General features: G+C 43.4%; 16 protein-coding genes and 1 riboswitch. Of the genes, 14 read left to right on the top strand and 2 right to left on the bottom strand.

Annotated features, from left to right (window positions below):
- The first annotated feature begins 1 nt into the window (after position 1).
- The 13 genes from SWOL_RS13630 (at position 2) to SWOL_RS08625 (ending at position 13,611) form a co-directional block, all read left to right on the top strand.
- Positions 2-1,399 carry a sensor histidine kinase gene (locus tag SWOL_RS13630; protein WP_011641076.1) on the top strand — a complete coding sequence of 466 codons (1,398 nt, stop codon included), beginning with the start codon at positions 2-4 and terminating at the stop codon, positions 1,397-1,399.
- Positions 1,400-1,761: 362 nt separating this feature from the next.
- A riboswitch (molybdenum cofactor riboswitch) is annotated at positions 1,762-1,902 on the top strand.
- A gap of 240 nt (positions 1,903-2,142) precedes the next feature.
- Positions 2,143-3,234, top strand: a complete 1,092-nt coding sequence (locus SWOL_RS08680) for an ABC transporter substrate-binding protein (RefSeq protein WP_011641075.1) — start codon at positions 2,143-2,145, stop codon at positions 3,232-3,234.
- 207 nt (positions 3,235-3,441) lie between these two features.
- On the top strand, positions 3,442-3,858 hold the full coding sequence (locus SWOL_RS08675; protein WP_041427492.1) for a hypothetical protein: 417 nt from the start codon (positions 3,442-3,444) through the stop codon (positions 3,856-3,858).
- 2 nt (positions 3,859-3,860) lie between these two features.
- Complete coding sequence (locus SWOL_RS08670; RefSeq protein ID WP_011641073.1) at positions 3,861-4,910, top strand: radical SAM protein; 1,050 nt, start codon at positions 3,861-3,863, stop codon at positions 4,908-4,910.
- Between the two features lie 346 nt (positions 4,911-5,256).
- Positions 5,257-6,306 (top strand): FecCD family ABC transporter permease, encoded by a 1,050-nt coding sequence (locus tag SWOL_RS08665; RefSeq protein ID WP_011641072.1) that lies wholly within the window; start codon positions 5,257-5,259, stop codon positions 6,304-6,306.
- A 352-nt stretch (positions 6,307-6,658) separates the two neighbouring features.
- Positions 6,659-7,765, top strand: coding sequence for an ABC transporter substrate-binding protein (locus tag SWOL_RS08660; RefSeq protein WP_011641071.1), 1,107 nt, complete (start codon positions 6,659-6,661; stop codon positions 7,763-7,765).
- A 1-nt stretch (position 7,766) separates the two neighbouring features.
- Positions 7,767-8,798, top strand: coding sequence for a biotin synthase BioB (locus tag SWOL_RS08655; protein WP_011641070.1), 1,032 nt, complete (start codon positions 7,767-7,769; stop codon positions 8,796-8,798).
- A 162-nt stretch (positions 8,799-8,960) separates the two neighbouring features.
- Positions 8,961-10,022, top strand: coding sequence for an ABC transporter substrate-binding protein (locus tag SWOL_RS08650; RefSeq protein WP_011641069.1), 1,062 nt, complete (start codon positions 8,961-8,963; stop codon positions 10,020-10,022).
- Between the two features lie 67 nt (positions 10,023-10,089).
- A complete protein-coding gene (locus SWOL_RS13625) occupies positions 10,090-10,896 on the top strand; it encodes a class I SAM-dependent methyltransferase (protein WP_011641068.1) in 807 nt (268 codons plus the stop codon).
- Positions 10,897-11,092: 196 nt separating this feature from the next.
- Positions 11,093-11,545, top strand: coding sequence for a large conductance mechanosensitive channel protein MscL (mscL, locus tag SWOL_RS08640; protein ID WP_011641067.1), 453 nt, complete (start codon positions 11,093-11,095; stop codon positions 11,543-11,545).
- Positions 11,546-11,745: 200 nt separating this feature from the next.
- A complete protein-coding gene (locus SWOL_RS08635; protein ID WP_011641066.1) occupies positions 11,746-13,005 on the top strand; it encodes a Y-family DNA polymerase in 1,260 nt (419 codons plus the stop codon).
- Entirely contained in the window at positions 13,002-13,271 is a 270-nt protein-coding gene (locus SWOL_RS08630) for a hypothetical protein (RefSeq protein WP_011641065.1), read from the top strand. Before SWOL_RS08635 ends, SWOL_RS08630 begins: the two co-directional genes overlap by 4 nt.
- A gap of 67 nt (positions 13,272-13,338) precedes the next feature.
- A complete protein-coding gene (locus tag SWOL_RS08625) occupies positions 13,339-13,611 on the top strand; it encodes an HD-GYP domain-containing protein (protein WP_011641064.1) in 273 nt (90 codons plus the stop codon).
- A gap of 7 nt (positions 13,612-13,618) precedes the next feature.
- On the opposite strand, the gene SWOL_RS08620 is transcribed toward SWOL_RS08625, so the two are convergent.
- Entirely contained in the window at positions 13,619-14,554 is a 936-nt protein-coding gene (locus tag SWOL_RS08620) for an alpha/beta hydrolase (protein ID WP_011641063.1), read from the bottom strand.
- A gap of 296 nt (positions 14,555-14,850) precedes the next feature.
- Between SWOL_RS08620 and SWOL_RS15350 the strand changes: the two genes are divergently transcribed.
- Positions 14,851-15,141, top strand: a complete 291-nt coding sequence (locus SWOL_RS15350) for a hypothetical protein (RefSeq protein ID WP_011641062.1) — start codon at positions 14,851-14,853, stop codon at positions 15,139-15,141.
- Positions 15,142-15,305: 164 nt separating this feature from the next.
- Here SWOL_RS15350 and SWOL_RS08610 read toward each other — a convergent pair whose 3' ends face one another.
- Positions 15,306-16,055: a DUF364 domain-containing protein gene (locus SWOL_RS08610; protein WP_011641061.1), complete on the bottom strand. Its 750-nt coding sequence runs from the start codon at positions 16,053-16,055 to the stop codon at positions 15,306-15,308.
- Positions 16,056-16,057: the final 2 nt, after the last annotated feature.

Genomic DNA, 16,057 nt, shown 5'->3' with positions numbered 1-16,057 from the left:
AATGACAAAATCGGGTTTGGCCAATAAAATTACTGCTAGCTTTATCATTGTTTCCGTATTGGCAGTTATAGCTACCAGCCTGATTATGCTGCTCATGACCAGGCAGCAGTTTTCCACATATATCGATAACTATAACCAGGTCATGCTCGATCAATGGGCTCCAATCATAAGCGATTACTATTCACAGTATGGCAGCAGCGGCTTACAGGAATATCTGCAAGCTAATACCACGGGGAGTGGTAACGCTACGGGGCGACGCCGCCACGGCTCAATGCCTATGGGAATGGGAATAAGGCAGGGACAACGGCTGATAGTTGCCGATGCCAATAATATAGTGGTAGCAGATACCCAGGGCTTACTCACCGGACAGCCGGCCAAACTGGATTCACTTCATCTTAGTTCAAGGGAACTCCTAATTGATAATCAACCCCGGGCCACTTTATATATAATCAGCCCGCTGGGTTCGGGCCTGTCTTCACTGGAGAATCAATTTGTCGCCAGACTCACCATAAATACAGTAATATTGGCAATTTTTATAGGCCTTATTGCCTTGATATTGGGCTTAGTACTGGGTAAGCGCATCAGCTCCCCTTTAGCCGCTTTATCAACTGCTATTCACCAGCTGGCCAATGGACAGCTCGATGAAAGGCTTAGTTTGCAAGGTGATCGTGAATTTATGGAACTGGGGCGGGATTTCAATCTAATGGCGCAAAAGTTGGATGATGTCGAAAAGAACCGGCGCCGGTTAACTGCTGATATATCACATGAATTACGAACCCCCCTGACATTTTTACGGGGACAGCTGGAAGGAATGCAAACGGGTTCTATTCCGCTGGATGTTGAAAACATTGCTCTCTTGCAGGATGAAGTTATACGGCTTTCGCACCTGGTAAAAGAACTCGATAACCTGTCCCTGGTGGAAAACCGGGCTGTATCCTTGAATCTTAGCCGCTTTCCGCTAAGCGAACTTTTGGAACATTTAACCCCGGTCAGTCTTGCCATGCAGGATAAGGGTATTTCCTATAGTATTGATATTGACAGCGCTATCACGGAAATCTATGCTGACCGTGACCGGCTCTTGCAGATACTCTTGAACCTATTGTCCAATGCCATGCAGCATGTAGAGCAAGGAGGCCAGGTTACCCTGTCTATTAAGCAGCATAGAAATCACCTGCAATTCGCAGTGGCTGATAATGGCCGGGGTATTCCCCCTGAAAACCTGCCCCATGTATTTGAACGTTTTTATCGAGTCGATGACAGCCGAAATCGCCGTGAAGGTGGAATGGGACTAGGCCTGGCCATAGCCAGGGGCTATGTTGAAGCCCAGCAAGGCAAAATTTGGGTGGAAAGCAGTACAGGTTGCGGGACTGTTTTTTACTTTACCCTGCCCCAGGAGTGATCCTGACAATTCATTTCTAAACTATCCCTGGATAATTACTTGAAAAATCCAAATTAAAGAATGGCTCTACTGCGGGCCTGTTTTCCCCTGGCCTGCAAACAGAATTCCCCTTAGCAGAATCCCGAATCCATAAATGCCTTATTGTAAATACATAGTTTTAATTAAAAAGTTATTCGCTCAGCAGGAATAGCTTTATTTTTATAGAATTAAACAAATATCAACATCAACCAACAAAAACGGACAGAAATAAAGCCCGGTGTAATAAAAAACAAACTAAAACTAACATCAGTTAATTAAATGATTTGAATGCTAAAACCTTAGCGTTTAGTGAACCTTAAATTTTCATATTTTCCGGAGAATTTAATAGTTAATGTCTTCGAGCCTTTTATCCTATAGCTTTAAGCCACGGATAATTGGACGAAAGGAGCATCAAACGCTCCCCAGGGTATAGCTGTAAACGGCTGTGCCTCCCGTATTTGGAAAGAAGATATGGAACATCCTTTCTGAGGGTTAGTCATGTTGGCTAACAAACTCAGGAGATTAACATAAGCAGGAAGAGCTGTTTCCTGCCTGAAGATGAGGATAAAGCCAGCATCAACTTTTCGATGCTGGCTTTTATTTCCCCGTTGTTCATAGAATCACCCTCATAAAAGCGAGACGAGGTCTGTTATGAAATTTACGGAAAGGAGGTGCTGATGAAAGACCTCGCTGAAATAAGATACTTTGAGATAGGAGGAAGATATATGAAAAAGAAGGAGCTTGTAATTCTGGCGATGCTTGCCCTGCTGATCATCAGTGGCATGCTTATCACGGGCTGCGGAAAGGAAAAGGCGGCTGATACAACTGCTACTACTCGGACAATTGTCGACATGGCAGGCCGGGAGGTAACCCTTCCGGCAGAGATTCACAGTTTGGCTACGATAGGACCTGGACCGGTACTGAATAGTCTTATTTTTGCAGTGGGTGAGGGAGGCAAGATCGTCAATGGTCTCCCCGATTTTGCTCGTTCAGAACGTTGGAAGTACCAGCATAAATTTGCTCCTAACATAAGCGAACAGCCGATGGTTCAAACCAGTGATTTTCAGCCTAATGTCGAAGAAATGCTGAAACTGAAGCCGGATGTGGTTTTCACTATGGAAGCCCGCGGTAGTTGTGAACAGATAGCTGAAGTATTGACTAACGCTGGGCTACCTACGGTTTGCCTGGTATGGACCGAGCCTGACGAGGTAAAGCAGGCTATAAATATGATCGGAGAGGTATTAAATCAGGAGACACGGGCCCAGGAGTACAGCAAATATTTTGACGATACTATTGCCCGCGTGAGCAAGGTCGTTGATAGCATCCCCGAGGATAAACGACCCCGGGTGTTGCATTGTAACATTCAGAGTATGACTGCACCTCATACCATTACCGAATGGTGGGTGAGTCAAGCAGGGGGAAAGAGTGTTACCAAGGAAGTTCGCGTATCGGAAAATATAGAGTTCTCAGTGGAGCAATTGCTTAAGTGGGATCCTCAGGTAATTATAGTTAGTTCTCCTGACCAGGTGAATTTACTCTGCAATGATAGTCGCTTTAAAGAAGTAAGTGCCGTTAAAAGCAAGCAAGTTTTTCCCACACCTGTAGGCGCCCATATTTGGGGTAATCGCACTTCCGAGCAACCGCTTATGCTCCTCTGGGCTGCCAAAACCTTTCACCCGGAGGCCTTTAAAAACCTGAATCTGGAAGAAGAATTAATTCAATTTTACAAACACTTTTTCAACTATTCCATGAACGTAGAAGAGGCTCAAGAAATCCTGGGTGGCGGACCCAAGGTTGACCCGGGAAAGAAAAAGTAAAATGAAATCCAGCGCCTCGTTGCAGCGGTGTGTTGAAACTGCTCCGCAGTTTCTTCCGATGCTTAAAAGAATTCTATAAATACGCCTTGAGTGATGAGGAATAAGAGTCGTTTTTTTAGGTACTGCAATATATCGGGTGGGTGGTGCCTGAATTATACTGCTGAAATGGATTGAATATGGAGTAATAAAACATGAGGAGGTATTATTGTGAAGATCAGGTGCGATTTTGTGACCAACAGTAGTTCAGCAAGTTTCGTGTTAACTGTAAAGGAAGAGATAATTGATGCCAAAATAAAACGTTTTAAAGAAAACGGAAAAACAGGGTGGGTACAATTATTAGAATTTTTAAAGAAGAAGATGGGCGAAGAAGGATATAAAACCATAATTGGAAACCAGGAATATTCCTTCACAATCAAGGATTTCCCCCTTGGTAAATCTCAGTTTTTGGCGGATGATAGCGATCCGGAGGAAATATCAAAGTCGGATTTTAGTGAATTATCAGATGATGAAATGTGGGCTGTAATAAACTGGGTGGTGGTAAAGGGAGAAAGCAATGATATTTTGGGAGTTGGAGCAACTCAGACAACTAAACCGCAATGTGAACGAGGAGGATGTAAGGTATAAAAATGATAAGAAAACACTTTAAAGGATACAACTTCGTTTGCATTCCAGAGACAGGTGTAACATTTCGCTGGGGAGACAGTATCGCAGAAGATCCCTATATGGCTCCATGGCCTGAACTTGCAGATATATCCATATCCAACTACTGTACCAATGGATGTGAATACTGCTATCGTGCCAGTAATGAGGAAGGGATATTCATGACAGTAGCAGATTACAAATTCATCCTTGGTCAACTAACAAGCAAAGAATATGGAAGCATATTTCAAGTAGCACTTGGAGGGGGTGAACCTCTCCTCCACCCTGATTTTAATGAAATACTACATGTTACAAGAGAAGAATACGGCATAATACCTAATTACACAACCTGTGGCAAGTATTTTAACCAGAAAAACATGGAAGCAAGCAAGAAGTACTGTGGGGCAGTTGCTGTCTCGTGGGATCCCTATAGGGATAACCTGTCCCTTGAAGAACTTCGCGAGCTGGGGGTACAGCTTAAAGAAGAAAAAATTCGAACCAATATCCACTATGTTATTTCAGAGAGAACCCTCATAGAGGCAATTAAACTCTTGAAAGGAAAATACGACGAATACCTGAAGGACTTCAATTCTGTGATATTTTTGACTTACAAAGCTGCTGGAAGAGCGGACAAAAGTGATGTGATTAAATCGCAGAAATATTTAAGGGAATTTTTGGACATGGTTGATGCCCCTTTAACTAAACTAAAACTTGGTTTTGATGCTTGCTTTGTTCCTGTTTTGATGAAGGCAACCGGTGTTGATACGGATCTTGTAGACAGCTGCGAATGCGGTTTCTTCTCGGTTTATGTGAGCGAATCCATGGAGGTTATGCCCTGTTCATTTTGTAACAACAGTAATTTTACGTACAACTTAAAAGATCTTTGTTTCAAGGATATCTGGCAGAAACATTTCTCAGCTTACAGAAGTTATGTTAATGATAACTGTAAAACAGGATGTGCAGAATGTGATGAAAGGTCAGGTTGTAGGGGAAAATGCTCATTCTACAATGATATATATCTATGCAATTTAGTTTAATTTGGAAATATCTGACCTGCTAATTTACTTTGCATTTGGGGGTAATGGTATCCAACAGGAAAGAGGAAAGCAAAACCAATCCTGAAGATGAGGCTCATAATCATCAATGAGAGGTGTTCTGTTTATAATCGAATGCCTCTGATGCAGCGCTACCTGCAGGAAATGGGGGCCAGTGTAATAAGTAAAGAGAATAAACAGTAACCGATATTGCAGTAAATAAAGTCACTGATGAATCATTTTTCTCATAACCATATAAATTTGTATTCCTTTGTCAAAGTAAAACAGCATTCCGGGGAATCCATAATTATCCCCATACCAGGTTATAAGCTATGAAGGGGGACTACAGGTGGAGGCAGCTACTAAACATAAAATTGTAGAGATGGAAACGAAAAGAGGTTCTGGCTGGAAGCTTATTATCTTATTAATTACGCTCATGCTTGTTTTTATCCTTTCCTTCGCACTAGGGCGATACCCGGTACCTCCAGGACAGTTACTGGAGGTGTTAGCCGCCCGCGTATTGCCCTTGGAGCCGACTTGGAATGCTACCGTTGAAACTGTAATATTTCAAGTACGCTTACCTCGTATTTTTGCTGCCATATTGGTGGGTGCAGCCTTATCTACTGCTGGAGCAGCCTACCAGGGAATGTTTAAAAATCCTTTGGTTTCACCGGATATACTGGGAGCTTCAGCCGGTGCCGGTTTCGGGGCTGCTCTGGCCATATATTTTTCGTTTAGTATGATGGGAATTCAAATGATGGCATTTGTGGGCGGCTTACTGGCAGTTGGTTTAACCTACGGAATTAGCCTGCGGATTCGGCATGACCCTATGCTGGCTCTGGTTCTTTCCGGTGTTATGATTGGGTCGCTGTTTACGGCTGCCATCTCCTGTATCAAATTTATTGCGGACCCCTACGATAAGCTGCCAGCTATAACCTTTTGGCTTATGGGAAGTTTGGCTTCGATTACTCCACGGGATGTATATATGGTATTAACTCCTATACTCTTAGGAGGGATTTTGCTTTATCTCTTACGCTGGCGTCTTAACGTCCTGGCTATGGGGGAGGAAGAGGCCCGGGTACTAGGTATTAATACTATGTTAATGAAAACCGTGGTAATTATCTGCTGTACCCTGATGACGGCAGCATCAGTTTCCATTAGCGGTCTAATCGGCTGGGTAGGGCTGGTAATACCACATTTAGCTCGAATGATTGTCGGTCCGAATTATCGGGTATTGCTACCGGCATCTATTTTACTGGGCGGTGCCTATTTACTATTAGTTGATGACCTGGCTCGTTTGCTGGCCAGTATGGAGATTCCGCTGGGGATTTTAACTGCCCTTATAGGGGTACCTTTCTTTTTATATCTATTATTAAACAGTAAATGGGGATGGAAATAAGTTTAGATGGGATGGAAACATTTTTATGGTTGCTGTGCTGAGGAGATCACCCTATATCATCGAAGGAATCATAAATAAACCTAGTGTATATTAATTTTTAATGCTTTAAGAATTATTACAAAATGAGTCATTGTCACCAAAAGCAAGTAACTTAAGATGGAGAAAACTCCATGGGCTTGGCATAGTTGTAAATATTCCTAATGATTAGGGTTTAAGGGTTATACCCTGCAAACACTGTATTTGTTCAAATAAGTTATTTAATAGCATCTAAGTGCTATAAACAAAATTAAATACTGTGATTTTAAGAGATATTCAAAGATAATTATTAAAATATTGAGATAGGAGGTTTCATATGTTTTCGCAAAATAGGAATACTTTCAAGTTTATTGCCCTGGGACTGATAATGGTTTTGACGTTGGCTCTCGTGGGTGGCTGCAGTAAAGCTACGGGAGATAAGAGTGAACAGGCCATGCAGCAAAAAAATGAACCACCGGCCCAAGTAAATATTCAGGATATGGCAGGTCGTACTGTAACTATACCAGGTGAAGTCAAACACATATTAGCGTTACACCCCATTCCTACCTATATGCTATGGCAACTAGCCCCCGACAAGATGGTGAGTAAGGACAAGGTGTTTGATGGCAGGTATCTGGCAGCAGAAAGCGTCAAGGCTTATCCAGATACAGAGATAGATAAACTAAAAAAACTGCCGGTTACCGGCGTGTTTTTTAAGGGAACCAGTCCTGAACAGATTTTGCAACTGAACCCGGATGTGATTATTACCTTGACCAAAGATCCCCAAATTGACAAACTGGCCGACCAGGTAAACCTCCCCGTAATAGCAGTTTCCAAAGATACTCTGGCTGATTACGAGGAGTCTATGCGCCTGTTGGGCAAAATTGTGGGCAATGAAGCCCAGGCAAATAAGCTTGCTGATTGGTGGCGTGACAACATACGCACAATGTCCCAGGAAACGGGGAAAATACCGCAAGATGAAAAACCAAGGGTATATTTTGCCGGTGCCAGTGATTTATTAACCACCCCGGGAGAATCAACCATAATGGCTTCCATTCTCAAGTTAGCCGGCGGGAATAATGTGGCTACAGAGCTAAGCGGAAAACCCACCGATGAAAGTATCCCTGTATCCATAGAACAAATCTTGAAATGGGATCCGCAGGTTATTATTACCTGGAAACAAACGACTAAAGATCAAATTATGAATGGAGCCGAGTGGAAAAATGTAAACGCTGTTAAAAACGGGAGGGTATATGTTCAGCCCCGCTATGCCAATATGGACGGTGTTACTGCATTGGTAGGAATGATTTGGGCCCATGGCAAGCTATACCACGACAATGATGCTAACTATGACAAGCTGTTTGAAGATAAGATGATTGAATTTTATTCCCTTTTCCACAACAACCTGATTAAACCTGAACAGATTGCGGAGGTGGCAGAATAAAGTGGCACGGTTTGAACGTATTCTGGAAAAGAGTAAAAATGAGGCTATTAACGAGGAAGAAGCCTTGTATATTTTCAAGGAAACCGAACAAGAAGAAAAAGCAACAGAGCTTTTGCAAACAGCCAGGTTTGTCCGGGAAAAAATCATGGGGAACACCTTTAAATGGAGCGGTGGCATCGCTAGAGTACTTCGCTGCAATCTCAAACCTCTTTGTCAATACTGCCCTTACTGGCGGAAAAAAGGAGATGAACCCCTGGGCATTGAAGAGATCCTCAAGGGTGTGGATTATATTGCCCGACATGGCCTCCAGGAATTCCACCTGAGCGGAGGCACCACATTAAGAAGCGATGGCTCTGATGTCCTTGAAATCGTTACCGCCATAAGAACTGCTGGCTATAATGATATGGAGATCGATATCAACTGCGGTGCCGCCATGTCCTTTGATACCCTTAAAGAACTGAAACAACTGGGAGTAAAACTCGTCAGATCCGTCTTCGAAACCATCAACCCCCAGGTATTCAATAAAGTGAAGCCTGGCGATGACCTGGAGGAAAAGAAAAAATTCGCCCGTTTAATAGGTGAGGCAGGCCTGGGGTTGGGAACAGGTATAATGGCCGGATTGAGTCCCAATGAGACTAAATACCAGGACTATGTAGACTTTATTTTCTACATTAAACACTACGAACACCTGAAGAGTGTCTATGTGTCGAAATTTTTCCCCTTTAATGGTATCCCCATGAAGGATCATCCCAGTTGTTCCGACTGGGAGGCAGCTCGGCTCGTAGCTGTTATGCGTCTTGTATTGAGGGACAAGGATATCGGGGGTGCAGCGGGATGGGGGCGAGATAATTACCCTACACCTTTAATGGCTGGTGCTGGCAACAGGGTTGGAGGTATACATATCAACCGTACCCCACATTACCATGTTTACCAAAATGAAGAGTACCTTTATGAAGATAATATGGAATTCCATAATCACATGGAATCCACGAGTAAAAAGCTTAAAGAATTAGGTGTAGAAGTTACTTTGTAAAAAATAAAGAAGAATGTGGAAATAAAATTATAAAATTTACAACCTGAGCTATGGCTAATAATGTGGTGGGAAAAACTCCAGGCGCAAAACATTAATTGAAACCATGGCTATATGGTTGATTTTGCCTGAACCTGAAGAAATTATTATGAGGAGGGATTTTAAATGAGAAAGTCAATGGCACTACTTTTGATTATGGTTTTCTTAATAACAGTTTTTTGTACCGGTTGCGGGCAGCAGTCTGCAACCTCTGCACCCGAAGCAGTACCTGCTGAAAAAACCATCACCGACATGGCGGGCAATATGGTAGTGGTACCAGCAAATCCTGAGAGGATTGCGTTTCACTGGGCTAATCAATATGAGATAATGATGATCCTCGGTGCAGCGGATGACATAGTTGCAATACACCCTAATGTTAAAAAATTTGTATGGCTGGTAAAGTATAAGCCAGAAGTGTTAAATCTCCCCACACCATTTGCCGACCCGGTAAATTTCGAAGAATTGCTTAAGACAGATCCGGATCTGGTTTTTGAGTTCGAACACTGCGCTGACACAATTGAAAAATGTAAGGAGGTCGGGTTAACGGTAGCGGTGTTGTCAAAGGCTAAGTCCATAAAGAACATCCGGGAGAATATAATGTTTATTGGTCAGACGCTAGGGAATGAACATTATGAAAAGGCAAAAAAATATGACGCATATTTCAGTGAAAAACTTAAGATGGTTAATTCGATAATTGCAGGCATACCAGATGGCCAGAAACCTACCGTGGCTTGTATCATTACGGATGCTTCTCTTAGAGTTGGCGGTACAGATACTATTATGGACGAATGGATAGAAATTGCAGGAGGAAAGAACATCGCCCGTGAGATTCCGGGATATAAAGTTGTTGATAACGAGCAACTATTGAAGTGGAACCCTGATGTGATAATAACACCATCAAACAGAGCCAAAAATCTTATAGTAAATAGCCCTGTGTTCAAGGAGTTAACTGCAGTAAAAAATGATCGAGTCTATGTCAACCCTCACGGTTTTTTTGATTGGCAATACCCATCGGCAGAAGAAGCGCTACAGATACAATGGGCAGCGAAAACCCTGCATCCTGACCTGTTCCCAAACATTGATATGAGAAAAGAGGTAAAGTATTACCATCAGCAATTCCTGGGATTTAGCCTTAGCGAAGAAGAAATAGATACAATACTATTTCCGGAAATATATGAAGCAACATAGGATTTGTTTTTTTTCAGGTATTTGAACACTTTTTATGCTTTGGCATAGGGAAAGGAATGGATGTTTCATGGATGAGCAGAGCAGCATTAACTGGGATGCTTTGTGGAAAGCAGCCCAGCGTAATTATAGGAATATCAGGCCCAACCAGTGGGATTCTATGGCACCCGCACTTAAACGATGGATGTCCAATGATGAATATTTCAGGCAATTTATGGCCAATGTACGCTTGTGTCCCGAATGGACCGTACTTGATGTTGGCTGTGGTCCCGGTGATATAACTATATGGGCGGCAAAAAGGTCAAAGCACGTAACAGCGCTTGATTTTTCCTCTGAAATGCTGCGCCTGCTCCAAGAGACTGCTACCAAAGAATGCTTGACTAACATCGATTGTATACAGTGCTCCTGGGAGGACGATAGACTCGATAGTGAACTGGATAAGCATGATGTAGTAATCGCATCCCGTTCTCTTGCTACGATGGCCAATCTGAAAGAAGGATTGGCTCGAATAGACGATAAGACTAAGCATTACGCATATGTAACCATGGGGGCAGGGTTCTCCAGCCCACTCAAAAAAATGGTATATAAAGTTATGGGCAAGGAAATTTCCGATCCCCCGGGTTACATATATGCATATAACCTGCTATACCAGATGGGTATTCGTGCAAATGTAAAATTCATCGAGGGACGTTCTAGGTATATCGATCTGAACGATGCACTTGAACAATGCCGCTGGATTGCCGAAGACCTCAGGCCATCTGAAGAGAAAGAAATTACCAGACTCCTGAATGATTGCTTAATAAAACGGCAGGACGGCATCCTGGAGTTTCCTTATAATGACATATGCTGGGCGCTGATGTGGTGGGAAAAATTTTAAGTGTTCTATATAGATATAGACTTTGCCTCCTGAATCCTAAAGTTATATCGGCACATTATTATGATGCTGCTTTTCCGGCTATTGGGTAATCGCATAGAAATAATAGTCCCATCCGGTATACAGGTGTCTTAAAGGAATAGCAGCATAGTTGTCGAATACTTTTGGCTAAATAATTATTAGACAGGGGGTGGGGGTAATGTGGAAAGAATTTCGTGAGTTTGCCATGAGGGGAAATGTCATTGATCTGGCCATTGGTATCATTATTGGAGCTGCATTTGGTAAAATCGTAACCTCATTTGTTAATGATATTTTAATGCCACCCATAGGATTGTTGTTAGGTAAGGTTGATTTTACGAACCTCTATATAAACCTCTCCGGAAAAAACTATTCCTCTCTGGCTGATGCAACGGCGGCGGGAGCACCCGTTATTAAATACGGTGTTTTTCTTAATAGTATCATTGATTTTATAATCGTAGCTGTTGCTATTTTTTTGGTGGTTAAGCAAATCAATCGCCTGAAAAAACAAGAAGTTGCTGCTGCGCCAACTACGAAAGAATGTCGTTATTGCAAGTCGGAGATATCGATTGCTGCAACTCGCTGTCCCTTCTGTACATCTGAATTACTTGATACAGGCAGGCCTCTGAAGTAACTCTGAAGACACCGAAACTAATGAAAAAGGTTTCCGATTACGGAGGCCTTTTTTGTTGCGGAAATTAAAGATTGGCCTTAAATAGCCTATTTTTGCTAAAATCCAGGGTCCAAATACCATATATTAACCTTGACTAAAAAGGAAAAACTGCTATTATAGAACAAATGTTCTGAATAAATCATAGAGGATATTTTATAGGGATGGAAAGAGTTATTTTGCATTCAGACCTTAATAATTTTTATGCTTCGGTGGAATGCTTGCACCGGCCTGAGATCAGGAATAAAGCTGTAGCGGTCTGCGGTGATCCGGCTGCCCGGCACGGCATTGTCCTGGCCAAAAACTATTTAGCCAAAGAGAGTGGAATTCAAACCGGTGAAGTGATATGGCAGGCCCAACAAAAATGTCCTGAACTCGTTGTTGTCCCCCCCAATTACCCGCTTTATTTAAAGTTTTCGCGCCTGGCCCGGAGCATTTACGCTTCTTATACCGATCAAGTCGAAGCATTTGGCCTGGATGAAGCCTGGTTGGATGTGACCGGTAGTATCCATATTTTCGGAAGTGGAATAGAGATGGCCGATGAAATAAGAGAGCGTATTAAACTTGAGCTGGGTGTAAGCGCATCAGTTGGCGTAAGCTATAACAAGATATTTGCCAAGCTGGGCAGCGATATGAAGAAACCTGATGCTACCACGATTATTAGCAAGGATAATTTCAAACAAACGGCCTGGCCCCTGCCCGCCAGTGATTTGCTCTATGTGGGAAGGGCTACATGCCGTAAGTTTGCCCGTTGGGGGATAAGCACGATTGGAGATATTGCCGAGAGCGATCCTCTGGTTCTGAAAGCCAGGCTGGGGAAATGGGGTGAGGTCTTGTGGTCGTTCGCCAATGGTTATGACCGTTCGCCGGTCGTGGCTATGGGGGAGGAGTCCATTATCAAGAGTGTGGGCAATAGTATTACCACCCCGCGTGACCTGGAAAATAATGAAGATGTGCTGCTAATAATTTATGCCCTGAGTGAAAGTGTAGCAGCCAGGTTGCGGGAACATGGTTTTAAATGCCGTACGGTACATATTCATGTCCGGGATAAAAATCTCTTCACTTTTGGCGTACAGGGTAAATTGCTCCGACCAGGCAATATCTCTAATGATATAGCGGAAAAAGCGATGGCCCTCTTCCGCTCTCACTATTCCTGGGCCCATCCCATTCGCAGCATTGGAGTGCGGGGTTGTGATCTGATTGCCGCCGATAGCCATGAGCAGCTTTCTTTGTTTACAGATGAAGAAAAACGCATAAAACAGGAAAAAATTGAGGCTACACTGGATACATTGCGCTGCCGCTTTGGCCATTTTTCCGTCCAACGGGCCGTTTTGCTAAAGGATCGTGAACTGGGCAGCATAAACCCCAAAGAGGAGCATATTATTCATCCACTGGCTTTCTTTAAGGGAGGAAAATTACCATGATGGAGGAAAAACATTACTGCAACCCGGATAAGATTTATGTCAGCGTCAAGGCGGTTTTCTATCCTGATGGGGGATGTAAACCAACTGCAGTTATCTGGGAAGATGGCCGGGAATATGAAATCAACCGGGTCACGGATATTCGCCGCGCTGCCAGCCTGAAAGCCGGCGGTGTAGGTATTCGCTATACATGTCGGGTGGGAAACAGGGAGGTCTATCTGTTCCTGGAAGAAGACCGCTGGTTTATGGAAAAAAAAGGAACCAGGTAAAAGTTTTGTAGGATTATTTTTTCTCCTCACTCTTTCCGGTAGCCAGGGTATTTGAATTTAGCGTTGGATGTTTACCATTTGCCCACCCGATTTGAAAGCTTTTGTTTTTCCTCCCTGCTTAACGGCTCTCCAGATATCCACCCGTATATGCCTGGGTCTGAAGGGCGAAAAGATTCCGCTTATATCCAGAATCATTGCTATCACCGATACTTATGATGTGATGACCAATGGCCGTCCATATACGCAAGCTGTCGGTAAAGAAGAGGCATTAGCCGAAATCAGGCGATGCGCTGGAACCCAGTTTGACCCCCATCTGGTTTTATATGATTCTTCCGATTAGGCAAAGGCTATACACTGGCCAAGAAATTCTCAAGGGTTTTGATGTACAGATTGCGATGATCATGGTAACTGTCACAATGATCCGAATCTGGAATCTTTACAAGCTGAGCTTGAGGATAAACTTCTAAAAGATCTTCACTATTGGCAATCGGTATTTTGCTGTCGGCAGTACCATGGATTAGCAAGACCGGACGCCCTTTAAAGCTGGTTATTTCATTAATGGGACTGACCTGATCGGGGTCAAGTCCGGTCAGCATGGGAACAATGATAAAAAAGGCTTGATTAAACGGAAATGAAGGCAAATCGGTCCAAACGCTCAGGTTCTCTTCCAGATAGCTGCGCATATTGGCAAAAGGAGAGTCAGCAATGACCGCATCCACTTCCGGTTCACGTGCTCCAGCCAGCAGCGATGTGGTGGCCCCCATTGAGAAACCCAGGAGAATGATCTTTCTGCTGATTTCGGGTTTAGCCTTGATATAGTCGACCGCACCCAGCAAATCACGCACCTCCAGCTGGCCTACCGTGGTGAGATTGCCCCCGGATTCACCGCTGTTTCTAAAATCGAACAAAAGCACATTATAACCCCGATCCACCAGGTCCCGGGCCAAATTTAACATGGGAATGTCATCGTCCGCCCGGTTGCGGCGGTAGCCGTGAGCAAATATGATGGTTTTATCACTATTTTGCGCTGGTATCAACCAACCTTTAATTGCCAGGGAATCATAGCGGCTGGGGAATTCAACATTCTCAAAGCTCAGTCCCACATCCTGGGGATTCTTCTCCAACGCAAGCCGAACCGGATGGGTCAGGTTCCAGCCGGTATAACCGGCGATGCCAAAAACCCCTCCCGCAGCCAGCAACAGGATGAGCAACGGAATAATCACATAGTTTCGCTTGCTTTTTCGGACCCCGGTCGAATTTCTTAATATTAATTGCCGCTCCATTTTTACCTCCGCTGAATCGTGATTTTCAAACCTTTTCCCTTAAGAACCAGCTCTAATCCCTTTTATAAATATTCTAAATTTTTCTCAGCAAGATAGCAAACTGCTTTTAAAAGAAAAAATTTAAGTTGACTTGAATGGGAAAGGTGTTAGAAACTAGAACTAGTGTTCTGTTATTTAGAGGTTGTTTATATTATGGAAAGAACCATTCTGTATTCAGATCTTAATAACTTCTATGCTTCGGCAAATGAGTGGGAAGGGCTACATGCCGTAAGTTGCCCGTTGGGGGATAAGCACGATTGGAGATATTGCCGAGAGCGATCCCCAGGCTGGGGAAATGGGGTGAGGTCTTGTGGTCGTTCGCCAATGGTTATGACCGTTCGCCGGTTGTGCCTATGGGGGAGGAGTCGATAATCAAGAGTGTGGGCAACAGTATTACCACCCCGCGTGACCTGGAAAATAAGATTTATCTCAGCGTCAAGGCGGTTTTTAATCCTGATGGGGATGTAAACCAACTGCAGTTATATGGGAAGATGGCCAGGAATATGAAATCAACCGGGTCACGGATATTCGCCGCGCTGCCAGCCTGAAAGCCGGTGGCATAGGTATTCGCTATACATGTCGGGTGGGAAACAGGGAGGTCTATCTGTTCCTGGAAGAAGACCACTGGTTTATGGAAAGAAAAGGACCCGGGTAAAAGTTTTGTAGGATTATTTTTTCTCCTCACTCTTTCCGGTAGCCAGGGTATTTGGATTTAGCGTTGGATGTTTACCATTTGCCCACCCGATTTGAAAGCTTTTGTTTTCCCTCCCTGCTTAACAGCTCTCCAAACCAGTTCTTCATCTAACATAACGCTACTGGAGATTGCATCTACACCGTAATCGAAAAGCACCGGAGATATAGGAACACTGGGTCCTACCAAAATAATTCGGGAATTCTTGGCCAAACTGAGGAGTCTGGGCATGGTTTTGTTAATAAATGCCGTACCGGTTATAAACACCACATCTTGCTCAGGCAAGATATATTCACAGGCTGGATCGGGATAATCACCCTCCTGAGGCATTCTTTCTAGAATAGAAAGTTGACAAGTCGTTCTTAATAAATCTAGATTAGGAAAATGTCCAATTACCGCTACCTTTTTGTTCTTAATGTCTGGTAAAAAGCAAGTAAAGGCATTGGCTCTTTCTGAATCCTTACTTACCTTAAACACCTGACCGGTAAGAGCACTTACTTGCTTGGGAGTATTAAGGGCGGAATTGATTGCTGCCAATCCCATAGAAGCCTCCAGCATAGTCCATGATTTAACAGCTTTAGCCAATTCTTTTAACGGCATACTGATAAGTTCCTTATATTCACCACTGTTCTGTTGACCGCCATTTACTGTCATAGCTGCACCTGTACCCGATTCTGATTTAATCAGGGTCCAATGTAGTCCCAGCATGCAATCAAGCACAGTCAAATCTTCAGGAATAGAATCTATTAAATCATTATAAATACTCCACATTC

This window comes from Syntrophomonas wolfei subsp. wolfei str. Goettingen G311 (genome assembly GCF_000014725.1).
Lineage (GTDB): Bacteria > Bacillota > Syntrophomonadia > Syntrophomonadales > Syntrophomonadaceae > Syntrophomonas > Syntrophomonas wolfei.
The sequence above is the reverse complement of the archived record's forward strand: the minus strand, read 5'-3'. Positions and strand labels throughout refer to the sequence as shown.

Coding starts and splice junctions, on each gene's coding strand:
- SWOL_RS08660 (WP_011641071.1), top strand. CDS start 6,659: ATGTTTTCGCAAAATAGGAATACTTTCAAGTTTATTGCCCTGGGACTG.
- SWOL_RS08650 (WP_011641069.1), top strand. CDS start 8,961: ATGAGAAAGTCAATGGCACTACTTTTGATTATGGTTTTCTTAATAACA.
- SWOL_RS08630 (WP_011641065.1), top strand. CDS start 13,002: ATGATGGAGGAAAAACATTACTGCAACCCGGATAAGATTTATGTCAGC.
- SWOL_RS08670 (WP_011641073.1), top strand. CDS start 3,861: ATGATAAGAAAACACTTTAAAGGATACAACTTCGTTTGCATTCCAGAG.
- SWOL_RS08620 (WP_011641063.1), bottom strand. CDS start 14,554: ATGGAGCGGCAATTAATATTAAGAAATTCGACCGGGGTCCGAAAAAGC.
- SWOL_RS13625 (WP_011641068.1), top strand. CDS start 10,090: ATGGATGAGCAGAGCAGCATTAACTGGGATGCTTTGTGGAAAGCAGCC.
- mscL (WP_011641067.1), top strand. CDS start 11,093: ATGTGGAAAGAATTTCGTGAGTTTGCCATGAGGGGAAATGTCATTGAT.
- SWOL_RS08680 (WP_011641075.1), top strand. CDS start 2,143: ATGAAAAAGAAGGAGCTTGTAATTCTGGCGATGCTTGCCCTGCTGATC.
- SWOL_RS08635 (WP_011641066.1), top strand. CDS start 11,746: ATGGAAAGAGTTATTTTGCATTCAGACCTTAATAATTTTTATGCTTCG.
- SWOL_RS13630 (WP_011641076.1), top strand. CDS start 2: ATGACAAAATCGGGTTTGGCCAATAAAATTACTGCTAGCTTTATCATT.
- SWOL_RS08625 (WP_011641064.1), top strand. CDS start 13,339: ATGTTTACCATTTGCCCACCCGATTTGAAAGCTTTTGTTTTTCCTCCC.
- SWOL_RS08610 (WP_011641061.1), bottom strand. CDS start 16,055: ATGTGGAGTATTTATAATGATTTAATAGATTCTATTCCTGAAGATTTG.